The sequence below is a fragment of the Sphingomonas sp. R647 genome (genome assembly GCF_020177055.1).
GTDB lineage: Bacteria > Pseudomonadota > Alphaproteobacteria > Sphingomonadales > Sphingomonadaceae > Sphingomonas.
Window position 1 is genome coordinate 214885 of the sequence record NZ_JAIQXT010000006.1, and the last position, 17326, is coordinate 232210.

Consider the following 17326-nt stretch of genomic DNA (forward strand, 5'->3'; position numbering starts at 1 on the left):
GGGCGCCGATGCGCCCGGCCGAAGGTGGAGCAACGTCCTTGTCGCTGATCGAAATTGTGGGACCGCTCCACAAGGATGACCCCACCCCGCTCTATCTGCAGCTGCAAAAGATCCTGCGCGACGCGATTGACGGGCATGTGGTCAAGGCCGACGACGCGATCCCGACCGAGCGCGACCTGGCCGAAGAGTTCGACGTGTCGCGCATCACGGTGCGCAAGGCGATCGACGGGCTGGTCAGCGACGGGCTGGTCGCGCGGCGGCGCGGCGCGGGTACGTTCGTCACGCGGCCGCGGGTCGAGAAGAGCTTTTCGAAACTGACCTCCTTCTCGCAGGACATGATCTCACGCGGGCGCCGGCCGTATAGCGAATGGGTGAGCAAGACCGCGGGCACGGTGACGCCGGAAGAGGCGCTGTCGCTCGGCCTGTCGCCGGGGTCGCTGGTCTATCGCTTTCACCGCATCCGCTATGCCGACGATACGTCGATGGCGCTCGAATATGCGACGATCCCGGCCTACTGCCTGCCCTCGGTCGAAGTGGTCGGGGACTCGCTCTATGCGGCGCTTGAGGCGAACGACCATCTGCCTGTGCGCGCGCTGCAGCGGCTGCGGGCGATCGCCTTCACCCCCGAACAGGCCGAAGTGCTGGGGATCGAGCCGGGCGCACCGGGGCTGTTCATCGAACGCCGCGGATTCCTGTCGGACGGGCGCACCGCCGAGTTCACCCAAAGCTATTATCGCGGCGATGCCTATGACGTGGTCGCCGAGCTCAACAGCAACTAACGCGCGAGACTAGCAAGATACGCGGTGTGCGGGGGCAGTTCGGACAGCTGCTCCGCCACCCGCCCGCGTAAGGTCGTGAGCCTGCGCGCCAGCTCATCGGGTGCAAGGCCATCGGCGATCGGATGCCAGCTTTGCGGCCGCACCCCCTGCCCTGCCAGCACGCAATACCAGTTGGTCGGGCCGAACAGGTCGCCCGGCTCGAACAGGATATTGCCGGTCGCGCGGAACACTGCGATCCGCTCGGCCAGGCTGTCCGGGACCGGTGCAGCGGCGATGTCACGCCAGAAGTCCGTGTCGTCGCGCCCGGCCAGCGCATAATGCGCGATGACGAAGTCGCGGATGCGCTCGACCTCATTGATCGTCTCGCGGTTAAAGCGCGCGGCGATGCCGGGGTCGAACCCGTCGCGCGGCAGTAGTGCGAGCAGCCGGATGATCGCGGTCTGGATCAGATGGATCGAGGTCGATTCAAGCGGCTCGAGAAACCCGCCGGCGAGGCCGATCGCGACACAATTGCGGTTCCAGATCACCCGCCGATGCCCCGCCGCAAAGCGCAGCCGATTGGGGTCGGCGAGCGCCTTCCCCGGCAGCCGCTCGGTCAGCTTCGCCACCGCGTTGTCGTGATCCAGATGCGCGCTCGAATAGACATAGCCATTGCCGTCGCGATGCTGGAGCGGGATGCGCCATTGCCAGCCCGCCTCACGCGCGGTCGAGCGGGTGAAGGGCGGCGGGTCGCCCTGCCGCTCCGATGGCATCGCCACTGCACTGTCGCATGGCAGCCAGTGGCGCCAGTCGACATAGCCGCTGTTCAGCGCGCCCTCGATCAGCACCCCGCGAAAGCCCGAGCAATCGACGAACAGATCGCCGTCGATCGTCCGGCCATCGTCGAGCAGCAGCGTATCGATAAACCCGTCCTCGGGATCGAGCCGCACCTCTGCCACCTTGCCCTCGACCCGCACCACGCCGGCCGCTTCGGCGTGGCTGCGCAAGAAGCGGGCATAGCCGGCGGCGTCGAAATGCACCGCATGATGCACCGGCCCGTGCCGCGTCGCGGGGGCGAACCGTCCGGCGCGTGCGGCCAGCGTTTCGAGATTATAGGGCGCATGGTCGCCCGCGCCGCCCTCTGCCAGATGACGCAGCCAGTAATGGTGGAAATGGATCCCGCCCATTTCGATGCCGAGATAGCCGAATGGGTGGAAATAGGAGGCGTCGCGCCCACCCCAGCCATCGAACTGGATGCCGAGCTTGATCGTGCCGTTGGTCGCGCGGAGGAATTCGGCGGGGTCGATCCGCAAATAGCGGTTGAATTCGTGGATCGGCGGGACCGTCGCCTCGCCGACGCCGACCGTGCCGATCGCCTCGGATTCGATCAGGGTGATGACATGGCCCTGCCCCGCCAGCGCACGGGCGAGCGCGGCGGCGGTCATCCACCCGGCGCTGCCCCCGCCGAGGATGACGATGCGGCGCATGGGTCGGGTGCGCGCGCTCATACCGATGCGTCCTTAAGTTGAGCGAGTGCCTGTGCATGGGTCGGCATCGCGCGCACCTCGGCGGCGATGGCGCGCAACTGGCGTTGGAACTCAACCATCAATTGCTGTTCGTCGACCAGCATCGCCTGTGGGTCGGGGCTGCGCGGGACGATGCCATGGCCGGCCATGCACAAGGCCCAGCCATCCTCGACATGCGCCTCATGGTCGCAGTGCGCGAACATGCCGCGCGCCGCGAACAGGTCGCGCTTGGCGGCGAGCGCTGGCGAGACGCGGGCGGCGCGTGCCGCGTCCCAATAGGCCCCGCCGCGGCGGGCGAGGTGGAAATGCTGCGCGGAAAAATCGTCGATCCGCGCGCGCGTGCCCGCCAGTTCCGCGGTGTAGAGCGCCGCCTCCGGCATCGCCTTGCGGTCGACCGGCCAGAGCAGGATCAGCTGAGCGATAGCGAGTTGGAGTTCGAGCAGTCCGGCGGCGGCGAAGGTCGCGGACTCGCCATCGGGTTCGGCAATCGTGACGAGGTTGCCGCGCCAGCCGGGCTGACGGCGAGCTTCGACCGGCTGCGGTCGGTCCGCATCGACCGGCCCTCCCGCCGCTTCCGCCATCGCAGCACGGGCGCCAGCGTCATCCATCTGCGTGCTCGCATAGTGGCACGCGACCGCCAGCCGGTCGTCGAGCGGGGTCAGCGTCGTCCACCCCGCATCCTGCGCAACGACGCGGCCATAGAGCGGAACCGGGTCGCGCCGCTCGGCCGAACCCAGGATCATCCGGTCACAGCGCGGCGGCGCCCCCGTTGCCGCAGCCGACCAGCCGCCATCGGCACCGACCAGCAGATCGGCGTCGGGCGGCGTATTCTGAGCGGGCTCGATCCGCACGTCTGCGCCGCCGCATGCCTCCCGCAGCAGCGCGGCGTACCCAGCGGCATCGAGATGCCAGCCATGCTTCACCGCCTGCCGCGTCGCCGGATCGCGCGGCTGGCCGATCCGCCCCTGTTTCGCGGCCACTGCGGCGAGGCAGAATTCCTCCAGCGGCACCCCCAGCCCGGCATGCCGCGCGCGCGTCCAATGCTGGACGAAGGGCCGCCCGGCAAAGGGCGTGCCGGCGTCGCCATAGGCGTGCAGGAACCCGCTCCCGTCCCCCGCCCATCCGGCATAAAGCTGCCCGAGACTAAGCGTCCCCGCCGCCCGGTCGATCAGCGCCGCGTCGGAAAGACCGAGCAGGCGGTGAAAGGTGACGAGATCGGGCGGCGCGGCGAGCGCGGCATGCGGCGCGGGCAGTGTTCCGGTGTCGTACCAGGTGACCGCGACGCCCAGCCGGCCATAGGCACGCGCAATCGCCAGCGCCGCCATTGGGGCAGCAATGCCGCCGCCCAGCACCGCTACGCTCCGTATCGGACTCACAGCGCGGGAGCCGGGCAATAGCGCGCGACGAACTCGGCATGCGACGGCGCGTCCGCGATCCCCTGCGCCACCGACGCGGCGAACCCGTCGAGCCGCTGCGCCAGCACGTCCTCCGGCATCGCATCGGCGAGCCGGTCGCCGGATCCCGGCACGATCCCCTGTCCCACGAACACCGCCTGCCAGCTGGTCGGACCGAACAGGCCGTCGCGATAGGCGGGGACATGCCCGCGATGCCGGAACGCCTCGATCCGCCCGTGGAGCGAGTCCGGCAGGTCCATCGTCGTCACTGCCTGCCACAGCGGCGCGTCGGCTTCGTTGGCGGCATAATGGAGGATCAGGAAGTCGCGGATGCGGTCATATTCGACGTCCATCACGCGGTTGAATTCGGCGGGCAGCGCCGGGTCGACCGCGGGGCCGTCGGGCAACAGCGTCAGCAGGTGCATGATCGCCATCTGCACGAGGTAGATGCTGGTCGATTCGAGCGGCTCGAGAAACCCGCCGGCCAGCCCCATGCCGATGACATTATGCGCCCACGCCCGCCGCCGCTTCCCCGCCTTGAACCGCAGCACGCGCGGATCGGCGAGCGCAGCGCCGTCGAGATTGGCGAGCAGGGTCGCCGCGGCCTCATCGTCCGAGACGTGCGCGCTGGCATAGACATAGCCGTTGCCGGTGCGGTGCTGGAGCGGGATGCGCCATTGCCATCCCGCCGGGCGGCGGGTCGAGCGGGTGTAGGGGGTGAAATCGTCCGACCGCGCCGACGGCACTGCCACCGCGCTGTCGCAGGGCAACCAGTGCGCCCAATCCTCCAGATCGACGCCGAGCGTCTGGCCGAGCAGCAGCGAACGGAAGCCCGAGCAATCGACGAACAGGTCACCGGTCACCTGCGCACCCGATGCCAGCGTCACGCCGGCGATGCCCCCGCCTTCGCCATCACGTTCGACCGAGACGATCCGCCCCTCGACGCGATCGACCCCACGCTCTTCGGCCCAGCGCCGCAGGAACCGGGCGTAGAGAAATGCGTCGAGATGATAGGCGTAGGAAAAGGCGTTGCGGACATCGCCCGCCGCGCCATTGGGCAGCATGAAGCGATTGGCCCAGGCCATGACGATGGCGATGCAATAGTCCGGCAGCGGCGCGGCGCGGCCCGCGGCATTGGCGCGCGCCCAATAGCTGAAGAAATCCGCCTCGCCGATCGGGCGGCCAAAGGTGCCGAAGGGATGGATGTAGCGATCCCCCTGCCGCCCCCAGTTCACGAACTCGATCCCCAGTTTGAAGCTCGCCTGGGTCGCCGCCATGAACGCGGCCTCGTCAAGGCCGAGATAGTCGTTGAAATCCTTCATCTGCGGCAGCGTGGCTTCGCCGACGCCGACCGTCCCGATCTCTTCAGATTCGACCAGCCGGACGCGATAGCGCGCTGGATCGAGCTTCGCCGCGCACGCTGCGGCACACATCCAGCCGGCGGTCCCGCCCCCGACAATCACTAGATCGAACCGCTTGTCCATTGCTGAAGCTTACCGCCCCAAGGCGACGGCGCCAGCCCCGTCAGGAACTGGCGCCGCATCCTGCATCAGAAGTTCAACCGCAGCCCAAGCTGGAAGCGCCGGTCGTTCTTGAACCACGCGTTCGGCTTGAGCAGCCCGGTCGAGTCGACCTGCTGGTAGAGGACCGTGTCGGTGCCGAGCAGGTTCGAGCCCTCGAGGATGAACTCCATTTCCTTGGTCGCGCGGACGCGGATCGACGCATCGAGATAGCCGGTCGGACCCTGCCAGATCGGGAAGCCGACGCAGCAGTCGATCGCGGTGACCAGGTATTTGGAGCGCCAGTTATACGCGACGCGCGCCGATACCTTCCCCTTTTCGTACATGCCGACCAGGTTGAAGCTGTGCTCCGACACGCCTTCGAGCGCGTTGGCCTTCACCGTCGAGCTTTCGTAGGAAATGCCGCCACCGGCAGTTCCTGCGCCGGTCTCGTTGGTCAGGTTGACCGTCTCGATCCCGTCATTCTTGACATAGGTGTAGTTGGCCTGGACGCCGAGGCCGTCGAACGGTCCGGGCAGGAAGTCGAAAAAGGTCTGGAACGCGACCTCCGCGCCATAGATGCCGGCGCCCTCGCCATTGACCGGACGGTTCAGGCGCACCTGCTCCGTCACGCCGTTGTTGGCGATGGTCAGGTTGAACTGCCCGGCCTGGATATAGTCGTAGAACTGCTTGTAGAAGCCGGTGACCGTCAGCGATCCGGCACGCGCGAAGTAATATTCGAGCGTCAGATCGACCTGATCCGCAGTGATCGGCTTCAGCCCCGGATTGCCCGACGTGCCGGTGTACTGCCAGTTATAGGCGATCGGGTTGCCCGCCGCGTCACGCGTGACATTGGGGTCGCTGCGATCCGACAGATTGGGCGAGAGCCGGTTGATGTTGAGGAAGTTGCGCAACAGGCCGATGTCCGGCCGCGACATCGCCCGCGAATAGGCAAAGCGCGACACCAGCTTGTCGGTCAGGTCGAACTTCATGTTGAAGCTGGGTAGTGCGTGGAAATGGTTGACGCGGGTGGTATCGCCCACCGTCGCACCATTGTTAAACGCAACCTCGTTCGGCGTGATCACGCAGCCCGCCGTTGCGGTCGGATTGCCCGCACCATCGATGCCGCGCACACAGGTCAGGTCGGTCGCATTGAACGGGTTGGCAAAGGTCGTCGCGCCGACGGTCGCATCCTCCGTCCAGACCAGCCGAACGCCAAGGTTGCCCGAGATCTTCACGCCACCGATCGCCAGACCGTCGCCGCCGAACTTGGCCATCGCATAGGCGGCGGCGGTGCGCTCGCTCACGCGATGGATTTCGCTGGGCAGATAACAGCCATAGTCGCCGCTGACGGTCTCACCCGCGCGATACCCCGCACCCGAGCAGACCGGGAAATACTCGCCAACGCCGAGCGCGGGACGCCCGAGCGTGCTCGCCAGCGTTTCGCGGTCGACCAGCCGGTCCATGTTGAAGAACACGAACGAATGCTGGTTGGTCTGATTGCCCGCGAAGAAATCCTGCCCGAAGGTGTGGATCACGTTGCTGCCACCGGGATAGACCGGCCGGTTGACGTTGAAATAGGGCGCCTGGGTATAGGTCCAGGTGTTGGAGATATTGGCCCAGTTATATGCACCCCAACGCACGGTCTGGTCACGATCGGCATAGCGTGCGCCGACCTTGATCGCATCGAGCCAGCTCGATTCCACCGCATATTCCGCGTCGAAGCGAAGCGCGATCTCCTCGCCCTCGCTGTCCTCCGTGTGGTCGGTGATCGCGTAATAATGATAATTGCTGGCGTTGGTGAGGCCGCCGGGCGAGAGGTTGATATTGTCCGCGACCGGCGAAAATTCCAGGCGCGGATAGTCGCCGGTCAGGTCGACAAACGTGTTGGCATAGGTGCGCGACATGACCGATGCGTTGTAGTTGTTGACGCTCGCGTCGACATATTGCGCATCGAAGGTCAGGCGCAGCCGCTCGGAAATGTCCCAACGGAAGTTGAGGCCATAGTCCTGCGTGATCTGCTTATTACGCAGTGCGTTGACGGACGTATCGACCTGCGGCGCGCGGCGGGCATTGGTGCAGCCTTCCCACGCATAGCAGCGATTGTAGAACGCCTGACCGGCCTCGTTCACGCCCAGGCCCAGATTGTCGTTGCCTTCGCCAACATAAGGACGCGGCGCCGACCACCAGCCGGACAGGAAGTTCCCGTCGGAATCGAACGCGAAGGGTGCCGTACCCTCCAACGGCGCGACCTGGCTGTTATCGCTGTACCGGAAGTCGCTCGGGCGACCATAAAGGTCCGGGTTGAAGGCGCTGGAGAACACCGAATGTTCGCGCCAGCTATTGTCATATTGTGAGCGGTTGTACTGACCGGTCAGCTGCATCTTTTCGTCGAGCGATTTCCACTGGACCGCCGCCGCGACGCCGTACCGCTTGCGGTCATAGAGGTTCTCACGCAGCGAAATGCCGCTCGGGATATATTGCGTGCCGGGGCCAAAGGCGCCGTCGAAGATGCCCATGCGCTCGAACTGCACGCCCTGGCTCGACGTGATCGCGTGCGAATAGGCACCGTTCACCATCACGCCGACCTCACCGATGCCGGTCATCCAGCGATCGGAGAAGATGCCTGAGATGTCCGCCGTCGGCTCTTCGGCGATGTCGCCATAGCTGCCCTTGATCGACAGCGAGATCAGGCGCCCGTCGCTGTCGAACGGCACGCGCGTGCGCAGGTTGACGGTGCCAGCGATGCCGCCTTCGATCAGGTCGGCGGTCTGGTTCTTGTACACATCGACGCCGCCCAGCAGTTCGGGCGAGATGTCCTGCCAGCTCAGGCCACGCGAGCTGTTCGCGCTGAACACGTCGCGGCCGTTGAATTCCGAACGGACCTGGCTGAGGCCGCGAACAATGACGCCCGACGGTTCGGCCGAGAAGTGCGAGGTGTCGTCAGTGCCAGCAAAGCGCACAACGGTGATGCCGGGCACGCGCTGAAGCGCCTCGGCCACCGACTTGTCGGGAAAGGACCCGATATCCTCGGCGGTGATCGAATCGACCACCGTGTCGGCGTTCCGTTTGCGGTTCTGCGCCGATTCGAGATTTTCGCGAATTCCGGTGATGACGATCGTGTCACCCTCATCCGGTGCGGCTGCTTCCTGTGCCAGCGCCGGCGCGCTGATTGCGCTGGCCAGTGCGGCGATGCAGATCCCTTGCAGCAGACGGCGCCCATGCGCAGCCGCGACTGTCCGTTCGATCATTCCCCATCTCCCCATTTTTCCCCGGCCTCCGCTCGCTCCCTACGAACTTCGATGAGACCAATTACGCCATTGGGCTATTACCAATAGACTACAAATCCAAGATGCTGTCTATTGCAAATTTGCGACGACGCATGAATTGTTCGTCGGCGGCGGGACTGGGGATAGGGGGAGTGCGCGATGCGCCTGATTTCACTGGATGTGTTGCGCGGACTGACCGTCGCGGGGATGATTCTGGTCAATTCCGCCGCGGCGATGAAATGGGGCGCCGAGGCTGATGTAGCCGGGATTCTGCTGCACAAAAGCTGGGATGGCCTGACCCTCGCCGATCTTGTCTTCCCCGGATTCCTGACGATGGTGGGGATCGCCATCCCCTTCTCGCTACGCGACTCCACGCCGGGGCAACAGGGCCGCGCCTTGGCCCGCGCGGGTCGGCTGATCCTGCTCGGACTGGTGCTGTCCAACCTCTATTGGGCCGCAGACTTTGCTGCGTCCGAGTTTCGCGTGTTCGGCGTGCTGCAGCGAATCGGGCTGGTCTATGGTGCCTGCGCGCTGCTGTATCTCGCGTGCGGGCCGCGCGTGCGGATGGCGCTGATCGCGGTGCTGCTGATCGGGTACTGGCCGTTCACGTTGCTCCCCGCACTCGACGGATTGCCCAATGATTTGTGGCAGCGCGGGCATAATTTCGCCGCCTCGCTCGACCGCGTTGTGCTTGGTACGCATCTCTATGTGCAGGGGCCGGAAGGCTATGATCCGGAAGGAATTCTCGGCACCCTTCCCGCCATCGCGCAGGGACTGATCGGCGTCGCGCTGGGCGAGATGTTGCGGGATCGCAGCGGCGGACGCACCCGCGCTCTGGCGATCGCGGGCGGCGCGATGGTCGCGCTGGGTTTGGCGTGGAGCTTCGCCTTTCCGATCGTCAAGGACATCTGGTCGAGCAGCTTCGTGCTGGTCACCGCCGGCATCACGACGCTGGCGCTCGCCGCGCTCCATCCGCTGCTTGACCGCGAAGGCCGCACTCCCGGCCTCGTCGCGACCGCGATGATCGCGTTCGGCACCAACGCCATCGCCGCCTATACGCTGCACCAGGTGACCGCAGGCGTCGTAGCGTGGGATCTGCTGCTCATCCCCTTCCACGCGACGCGCGCGACACTGGGCGATCCGCTGGCGTCGCTGATCCCGGTGGCGCTCTATATGGTGCTGATCTGGGCTGCGATGGAGTGGCTGCGGCGCAGGAACTGGATCATCAAAATCTGATGGAGGAATACCTCTTGATGAGACCAATATAACAACTATAGTACCAGAAGCGGACGCGGAATGCGTCACAACCGGGTAAGGAAGGGCGGCAATGGCGGGGGCAACGGCAATGGCCGAGCGCACCACCCTGATGGAGAGCGAAGCCGGCGAGGCAGCGGACGCGGTTGCGCGCCTGCTCGACGCCAATCGCGCCGCCTTTGATCGGATCGCGGCGCGGCTGATCGCCCATCCGCCGGAGACAGTCATCACCTGCGCGCGCGGGTCGTCCGATCATGCCGCGACCTACGCCAAATATCTGATCGAGACGCATATCGGCGTGCCGGTCGCGTCGGCGGCGCTGTCGGTCGCGACGCTGTTCGACGCGCCCTTGGTCTCGGGCAACCGACTGGTCATTGCCATCTCGCAATCGGGCCGCAGCCCCGACCTGCTCGCCACGGTCGCGATGCATCGGCGCGCGGGCGGCTATGTCGTGGCGCTGGTCAATGCCGAGGATGCGCCGCTGTGTGCGCTGGCGGATGAGGTGATCGCCCTATCCGCCGGGCCGGAGCGGTCGGTCGCTGCGACCAAATCCTATATTGCCTCGCTCGCCGGTATCGCGGCGCTGACCGGTGCCTGGGCGCGCGACGCCGCGCTCGCGGCGGGGGTGGCGCAGCTGCCCGACATGCTGCGCGCCGCCTGGGCGCTCGACTGGTCGGCTGGCGTTTCGGCGCTGGTGGAGGCGGACAATCTGTTCGTGCTCGGGCGCGGTCACGGCTATGGCATCGCGCAGGAAGCGGCACTCAAGTTCAAGGAGACCTGTGCCCTGCATGCCGAGAGTTTCAGCGCGGCAGAGGTGCGGCACGGGCCGATGGCGATCGTCGGGCGCGATTTTTATGTCCTCGCATTCGGTGGCAGTGATCGCGCGGGTGCGAGCGTCCGCGAAACCGCCAGCGAATTCCGCGCACGCGGCGCGCGGCTGTTGCTGGCCGACCCCGTCGCCGCCGATGCCGACCTGCCCGCGCTGGTGGCGCATCCGGCGATCGAGCCGCTGCTGATGGTGCAGAGCTTCTATGGCCTGGCCAACCGGCTGGCGCTGGCACGCGGGCTCAACCCCGATGCCCCGCCGCACCTGCGCAAGGTGACCGAGACTTTATGATCGTTCGCATCGTCAACGGGCGCATCGCGACGCCGAAACAGGTGCTTGAGTCGGCAGATGTCACCGTCGCCGGCGAGCGCATTGCCGCGATCGCCCCGGTCGCATCGGGCCGCGCCGACGGCATCATCGACCTTGACGGCGGCTGGCTGCTGCCCGGCTTTATCGATTGCCAGGTTAATGGCGGCGGCGGGGTGTTGTTCAACGACCATGCCGATCCGCAGGCGATTGCCGCGATCGGCGCAGCGCATGCCGGGTTCGGCACCACGGGCTTCCTGCCCACGCTGATCAGCGACACCGCGCCGCAGATAGCCGCCGCGCTCGACGCGGTCGATGCCGCGATCGGGCAAGGCGTTCCCGGCGTGCTCGGCATCCATATCGAGGGGCCGTTCATCAACGCGGTGAAGCGCGGCATCCATGAGGCGCACCGCATTCGCAAGCTCGACAGCGACACGCTGGCGTTGCTCACCGCGCCGCGGCGCGGGCGGGTGATGCTGACGCTGGCGCCCGAACAATGCGCGATCGAGGATATCGCCACGCTGACCCGCCACGGCGTGATCGTCAGCGCGGGGCACAGCGACGCGACCTATGACGAAGCGAAACGCGCGATCGGCGCCGGACTGTCCGGGGTCACGCATCTGTTCAACGCGATGTCGCCGTTGCACCACCGCGCGCCGGGGCTGGTCGGCGCGGCGCTTGATTCCAACATCTGGTGCGGACTGATCGTCGACGACGCGCATCTGCATCCGGCAGCGGTGCGGATCGCGGTCAAGGCCAAGGGCGTCGACCGGCTGATGCTGGTCACCGACGCGATGCCGACGGTCGGCACCGACGCGAGTGAATTCATGCTGCAGGGCAAGCGGATTACCGTGCGCAACGGCGTGTGCGTATTCACCGACGGTACGCTGGCGGGGACGCATCTCGACATGGCCTCGGCCCTGCGCAACACGGTGGAGAATACTGGGCTGTCCGTCCCCGACGCTGCGACGATGGCGAGCACGACCCCGGCACGCTTCCTGTCGCTCGGCGATCAGCGCGGCGCACTCACGAACGGCCTGCGCGCCGACTGGATCTGCCTCGATCGCGACCTGCGGCCGGCCGGCACCTGGATCGGCGGTATCCCGCTCGCGATCGACGCTCCTGCGCGCCTGCGCGCTTCTCAATAACGAAAGGACCGGCGGCACGATGGCGCTGATCATCACCTCGCCGCTCCGGGGCTGGGCCGCCCCGCTCGATTCTGTTCCCGATCCGGTGTTCGCGGAGCGGATGATGGGCGACGGCGTCGCGATCCACCCGCTCGACGACACCGTCTGCGCGCCGTGCGACGGGGTGATCGTCACGCTGCACGACTCCGCGCATGCCGTCTCACTGCGCAGCGACGAGGGCGTCGAGCTGCTGATCCATATCGGACTGGAGACCGTGGCGCTGAAAGGGCGTGGCTTTACCCCATTGGTGGCGGCTGGCGCGCGCGTGCTGCGCGGCGACCCGCTGATCCGCTTCGACCTCGACGCCGTCGCGCTCGCCGCCGTTAGCCTGATCACGCCCGTCGTGGTGACCAATGCCGAAGCCTTCACCATCACCCGCCGCACGATCGACCGCGCGGTCGGCGCGTGCGAGGAGCTGATGGCGCTCGAACCGGTCGCGCAGGCACCGCGCCGCTGGTCGGACGACGGCACCGTGATCGCGCAGACGGTGACGCTGCGCCTGCCCCACGGCATCCACGCCCGCCCCGCCGCACGGATCGCCGAATGCGCGCGCGGATTTGCGGGAGATGTGCATCTGGTGCTGGGCGACCGACGCGGCGATGCGCGCAGCCCGATCGCGCTGCTCGCACTCGGCACACGACTGGGCGACAGCGTGGTGATCGAGGCGCGCGGCGACGATGCCGAGCACGCGCTGGCGGCGATGGTCGCGCTGCTCGCAAGCGACATGGGGGAGAGCGCAGCGGTCGCCACGCCCGCTCCGCTTGTCGCCACGCCGCTGGCGCCGGGCCAGATCGGCGGGGTGATCGCGTCGCCGGGGCTGGCGATGGGGCCGGTCGTGCGGATCGACCGATCGGCCATCGCCGTGCAGCGCGAGGGCGCCGGGATCACGGTCGAGCGCGAGGCGCTCGCCGCTGCTCTGGTCGAGGTGGGGGCGGGAATCGCCGCGCGGATCGCCACGGGCAGCAGCCAGGTGGCGGCGGTGATGTCCGCGCATCTCGCCCTGCTCGATGATCCCGGCCTTGCGTCCGCAGCCGATGCGCGGATCGCCGAGGGGACCAGCGCCGGCTTTGCGTGGCGTGGCGCGGTGCATGACCAGATCGATATCCTGCGCGCGACCGGCAATGCCCATCTCGCCGAGCGGATCGACGACCTGATCGATATCGAGCGGCAGGTGCTGGCGGTGCTGACCGGCATGCCCGCCAATGCCGATGCAGCGCCGCCGGGCGCGATCCTGGTCGCCGACGACCTGCTGCCCTCGCAACTGGTGACGCTTGCTGCATCGCGCCCGGCGGGGCTGTGCCTCGCGCGTGGTGGACCGACCTCGCATGTCGCGATCCTGTGCGCCGGGATGGGGCTGCCCGCACTGGTCGCGATGGGCGATGCGCTCGACGCGGCGGAGGGCGGTGCCACGCTGCTGCTCGATGCCGAGGCGGGGTGCGCGACGATCGCACCGAACGCGACGGACAGCACCGCCTTCGCCGCGCGGATCACGGCACGCCACGCCCGCCGCGATGCCGCACGCGCAACCGCCGCCGCGCCCTGCCACACCGCCGACGGCGCACGGATCGAACTGTTCGCCAATCTCGGCAGCGTCGAGGATGCGGTGGCCGCCGCCGCGCAGGGTGCCGAAGGATCGGGGCTGGTGCGCAGCGAATTCCTGTTCCTCGGTCGCGATTCCGCGCCGTCTGAAGACGAGCAGCACGCCGCCTATCAGGGGATTGCCGACGCGCTTCCGGGACTTCCGGTGATCGTCCGCCTGCTCGACATCGGCGGCGACAAGCCCGCCGCCTATCTGCCCTTTGCCGCAGAGGAAAATCCGGCGCTGGGCCAGCGCGGCATTCGTGTCGGCCTCGCCCATCCCGAATTGCTGGCGACCCAGCTGCGCGCGATCCTGCGCGTCCGCCCGTTCGGGCAGTGCCGCATCATGCTGCCGATGGTGGCGAGCGTTGCCGAAGTCCGCGCAGTGCGCGCGATCACCGATCGGCTACGCGACGAGCTGGGTATCGCCGATCCGGTCGAGATCGGCGTGATGGTCGAAACCCCGGCGGCGGCGATCACCGCCGACCTGCTTGCTGCAGAGGCCGATTTCCTGTCGATCGGGACCAATGACCTCAGCCAATATGTGCTGGCGATGGATCGCGGCAATCCGGCGGTCGCGGCACAGGTCGATCCGCTGCACCCGGCGGTGCTGCGGATGATCGCCGAGACGTGCCGCCGCGGCGCGGGTGCCGGGCGCTGGGTCGGGGTATGCGGGGGCCTCGCCTCCGATCCGCTCGCGGTGCCGATCCTGGTCGGGCTGGGCGCGACCGAATTGTCGGCGGTCCCCGGCTTCGTCGCCGAGGCCAAGGCGATCGTCCGGTCGCTCACGCTGGCACAGACACAGGCGCATGCCCGCGCGGCACTCGACTGTACCTCAGCTGCCGAAGTCCGCGCGCTCGCCCGCGCTTTTGCGGAGACGTCGTTTAGGGAGGTTGGGGCATGAAGAAGATCCTCGAAGCGCTCCAGCCACTCGGCCGCGCATTGATGCTGCCGATCGCGGTGCTGCCGATCGCCGGGCTATTGCTGCGCATCGGCCAGCCCGACCTGCTCGACATCGCCTTCATTTCGGCGGCGGGGGCGGCGATCTTCGACAATCTCGGCATCCTGTTCGCGATCGGCGTCGCGACCGGATTTGCGCGCGACGGCAATGGCGCAGCGGCGCTGGCGGGGATCACCTGCTATCTTACCACCACCACCGGCGCACAGACGTTCCTCGTCGCGCCGGCGGACATCGGCGCGGGCCTGCCCGAAGCTGCGACGGCGTTGGCGGCGAAAGCATGGGCCACCGGGCAGATCGACCGGCTGGAGGTGCCGATCGGAATCCTGTCCGGCCTGATCGGTGGCAAATTCTACAACCGCTTCGCCACCATCGCCCTGCCCGAATATCTCGCGTTTTTCGGCGGACGGCGCTTCGTGCCGATCGCGTCCGGGGTCGCCGGCCTGCTGCTCGCAGCGGTGATCGGTTATGGCTATGCGCATATCAGCAGCGGACTCGACGCGGCCAGCCGCGGCGTGGTCGGATCGGGCGAGCTCGGGCTGTTCGCCTATGGCGTGCTCAACCGGCTGCTGATCGTCACCGGGCTGCACCATATTATCAACAATGTCGCGTGGTTCGTGATCGGCGATTTCGGCGGCGTCACCGGCGATTTGCGCCGCTTCTTCGCCGGGGATCAGAGCGCGGGGGCGTTCATGTCGGGGTTCTTCCCGGTGATGATGTTCGGCCTGCCCGCTGCCTGCCTCGCCATGTACCACGAGGCACGGCCGGAACGGCGCAAGGCGGTCGGCGGGATGTTGTTCAGCCTCGCCTTCACCAGCTTCCTCACCGGCGTGACCGAGCCGATCGAGTTCAGTTTCATGTTCCTCGCGCCTCTGCTCTACGCGATCCATGCGGTGCTGACGGGGCTGTCGATGGCGCTGATGCAGCTGCTCGGCGTCAAGCTCGGCTTCGGCTTTTCGGCCGGGCTGTTCGACTATGTCCTCAATTTCGGGCTGTCGACGCGGCCCTGGCTGCTGCTGCCGGTCGGCGCGGTCTATGCGCTGCTCTATTACGGGCTGTTCCGCTTCTTCATCCGCAAGCTCGATCTGGCGACACCTGGGCGCGAGCGGGACGCGGCCAGTGTTGGCGACAGCCCGGTCGTCGCGGGCGGACGCGGCGCGCAGTTCGTCGCGGCGCTCGGTGGCGCGGACAACCTCATCAGCGTCGATGCCTGCACCACCCGGTTGCGGCTGATGGTGGTCGACCAGAGCGCGATCGACGATGCCGCGCTGACTGCACTCGGCGCACGCGGCATCATCCGCCCCTCCGCCAACGCCGCACAAGTCGTACTCGGCCCGCTCGCCGACCTGATCGCGGAGGAGATCCGGGGGGCACTTGGGCAGCGGCAGAGTCACGGGACGAATGGCCGCCCGCCGGAAGCACCGCCAGCGCCAGCGCCAGCGCTCGGCCCCGCGGTGGTCGACGCGCTGGGGGGCGCGGCGAACATCGTCAGCTGCCGGGCCCTGTCCGATCGACTACGGGTTGAGGTCGCAACGCCGGAGCGCGTCGATACGACCGCGCTGGCCAGCACGACTCGCGGCGCGATCCAGCCAAAAGCGGGAGTGTTCCACCTGCTGCTGGAGTGAGTCGGCCAGGGGTCGCGCTCTGGGCGTAATGCGGCTTAAAATCGCCGCCGTGCGTTGGGGGGCCATGACCGACACACTCCAGGACCTTCAGCGCAAAATGGACGCTGCGGCGAGCCGGCTCGATTTCGAGGAGGCGCGGCGCATTCGCGACCGCATCAATCTGATGCGCGGCGGAGCCAGCGCTTCAGCGGTTGCTCAAGCCGACACGTCGGGTTTGGCTCGGCAACAGCCGGGGGCGATGGGGCTTGGCACGAGCCGGCAGCGGCCATCTCCGCCGCCGGGCTGGAAGCCGCCGCCAAAGCCCGACCTGATGACGTCCGGCCGCAAGCGACGGGATCGACCATGAACGCCTAGACGTGGCTGGAAAAGCCACGCCCCACTCTTGCTATTGATTATCATTTGCCTAAAACGCGCCCATGCTCCGGGTTCGGTCTCTCGCGTCTGTTGCGTCGCTTCTGCTCACCGCCGGCCTGCTGGGCGGCATGATCCTCAGCCTTGCGTCTCGCGATGGCGGGACGGGCCACAGCCGCAACGCGGCGCTTCAGACGTTCGACGTGGCAACGGCAGCGCAGGCCGCCAACCGGGCCGTAGCGCGGGTCAGGCCCGACCGCGTCAAGCAACCGGCGCAATTCCCCGCGAACCGCCAACCCAAAACCGCATCCGCGCGACCGATCGCGATCATCGAGCTGAATTTGGGCGGGCCTGCGGATGCACCCATGGCTTCAGCGCAAGCCACCCCCGCCCCCCATGGCGAACGCCCTCCGCATCACGGCGAGAGCCCGGCGGCTGTCGCTCTGCACTCCGTTGATGCGCCCGCATTGCCCGCGTCCGCGCCACGACGCGCAGACACCAACGCCTATGCCGCGCATGTCCTCGCCTGGCTCAAACGCCACCAACAATTCCCTGAAGATCATGTCCGCGATGCGTTCGACGCGACGGTGCTGATCGCATTTACGATCGATCATCGCGGCAGAGCTGGAGACATCCGCATCGTGCGGGGAAGTGGCGTCGCGTGGCTCGACGCGCTCGCCCTGCGCCAGGTCCGCAACGCCTCCCCCTTTCCCCGCCCGTTCAAATTCGCGCCCGCTCAGGCGCTGCGCTTCGAAGTACCGATGCGGTACCGCGCACGCGGCTAGACTGGGGTTC

General features: G+C 67.4%; 12 protein-coding genes. 8 read left to right on the plus strand and 4 right to left on the minus strand.

The features are described from left to right. Positions 1-8 precede the first annotated feature (8 nt). Entirely contained in the window at positions 9-779 is a 771-nt protein-coding gene (locus tag K9B35_RS16575; RefSeq protein WP_412103478.1) for a GntR family transcriptional regulator, read from the plus strand. On the opposite strand, the gene K9B35_RS16580 is transcribed toward K9B35_RS16575, so the two are convergent. From K9B35_RS16580 to K9B35_RS16595, 4 genes are all read right to left on the minus strand, one after another. Beyond that, positions 776-2266: a tryptophan halogenase family protein gene (locus K9B35_RS16580; protein WP_224923094.1), complete on the minus strand. Its 1491-nt coding sequence runs from the start codon at positions 2264-2266 to the stop codon at positions 776-778. The two genes, K9B35_RS16575 and K9B35_RS16580, sit on opposite strands and share 4 nt — an antisense overlap. Next, positions 2263-3660 (minus strand): tryptophan 7-halogenase, encoded by a 1398-nt coding sequence (locus K9B35_RS16585; protein WP_224923095.1) that lies wholly within the window; start codon positions 3658-3660, stop codon positions 2263-2265. Before K9B35_RS16585 ends, K9B35_RS16580 begins: the two co-directional genes overlap by 4 nt. Next, entirely contained in the window at positions 3657-5162 is a 1506-nt protein-coding gene (locus K9B35_RS16590; protein ID WP_224923096.1) for a tryptophan halogenase family protein, read from the minus strand. The genes K9B35_RS16585 and K9B35_RS16590 overlap by 4 nt, the downstream gene beginning before the upstream one ends. 65 nt (positions 5163-5227) lie before the next feature. Next, positions 5228-8428 (minus strand): TonB-dependent receptor, encoded by a 3201-nt coding sequence (locus tag K9B35_RS16595; RefSeq protein ID WP_224923097.1) that lies wholly within the window; start codon positions 8426-8428, stop codon positions 5228-5230. A 177-nt stretch (positions 8429-8605) separates the two neighbouring features. Here K9B35_RS16595 and K9B35_RS16600 point away from each other — a divergent pair, with 177 nt between their 5' ends. The 7 genes from K9B35_RS16600 to K9B35_RS16630 all read left to right on the plus strand — a co-directional run bounded on the left by K9B35_RS16600 (position 8606) and on the right by K9B35_RS16630 (position 17316). Next, the gene (locus K9B35_RS16600; protein WP_224923098.1) at positions 8606-9682 is read left to right on the plus strand and encodes an acyltransferase family protein; all 1077 of its coding nucleotides are present in this window, start codon (positions 8606-8608) and stop codon (positions 9680-9682) included. 91 nt (positions 9683-9773) lie between these two features. Beyond that, a complete protein-coding gene (locus tag K9B35_RS16605; protein ID WP_224923099.1) occupies positions 9774-10817 on the plus strand; it encodes an SIS domain-containing protein in 1044 nt (347 codons plus the stop codon). After that, a complete protein-coding gene (gene nagA / locus K9B35_RS16610; RefSeq protein WP_224923100.1) occupies positions 10814-11980 on the plus strand; it encodes an N-acetylglucosamine-6-phosphate deacetylase in 1167 nt (388 codons plus the stop codon). The genes K9B35_RS16605 and nagA overlap by 4 nt, the downstream gene beginning before the upstream one ends. A gap of 19 nt (positions 11981-11999) precedes the next feature. After that, positions 12000-14501 (plus strand): phosphoenolpyruvate--protein phosphotransferase, encoded by a 2502-nt coding sequence (gene ptsP / locus K9B35_RS16615; RefSeq protein WP_224923101.1) that lies wholly within the window; start codon positions 12000-12002, stop codon positions 14499-14501. Continuing rightward, a complete protein-coding gene (gene nagE / locus K9B35_RS16620) occupies positions 14498-16180 on the plus strand; it encodes an N-acetylglucosamine-specific PTS transporter subunit IIBC (protein WP_224923102.1) in 1683 nt (560 codons plus the stop codon). The genes ptsP and nagE overlap by 4 nt, the downstream gene beginning before the upstream one ends. A 64-nt stretch (positions 16181-16244) precedes the next feature. Next, positions 16245-16526 (plus strand): UvrB/UvrC motif-containing protein, encoded by a 282-nt coding sequence (locus tag K9B35_RS16625; protein WP_224923224.1) that lies wholly within the window; start codon positions 16245-16247, stop codon positions 16524-16526. Between the two features lie 370 nt (positions 16527-16896). After that, on the plus strand, positions 16897-17316 hold the full coding sequence (locus tag K9B35_RS16630) for an energy transducer TonB (protein ID WP_224923103.1): 420 nt from the start codon (positions 16897-16899) through the stop codon (positions 17314-17316). Positions 17317-17326 lie beyond the last annotated feature (10 nt).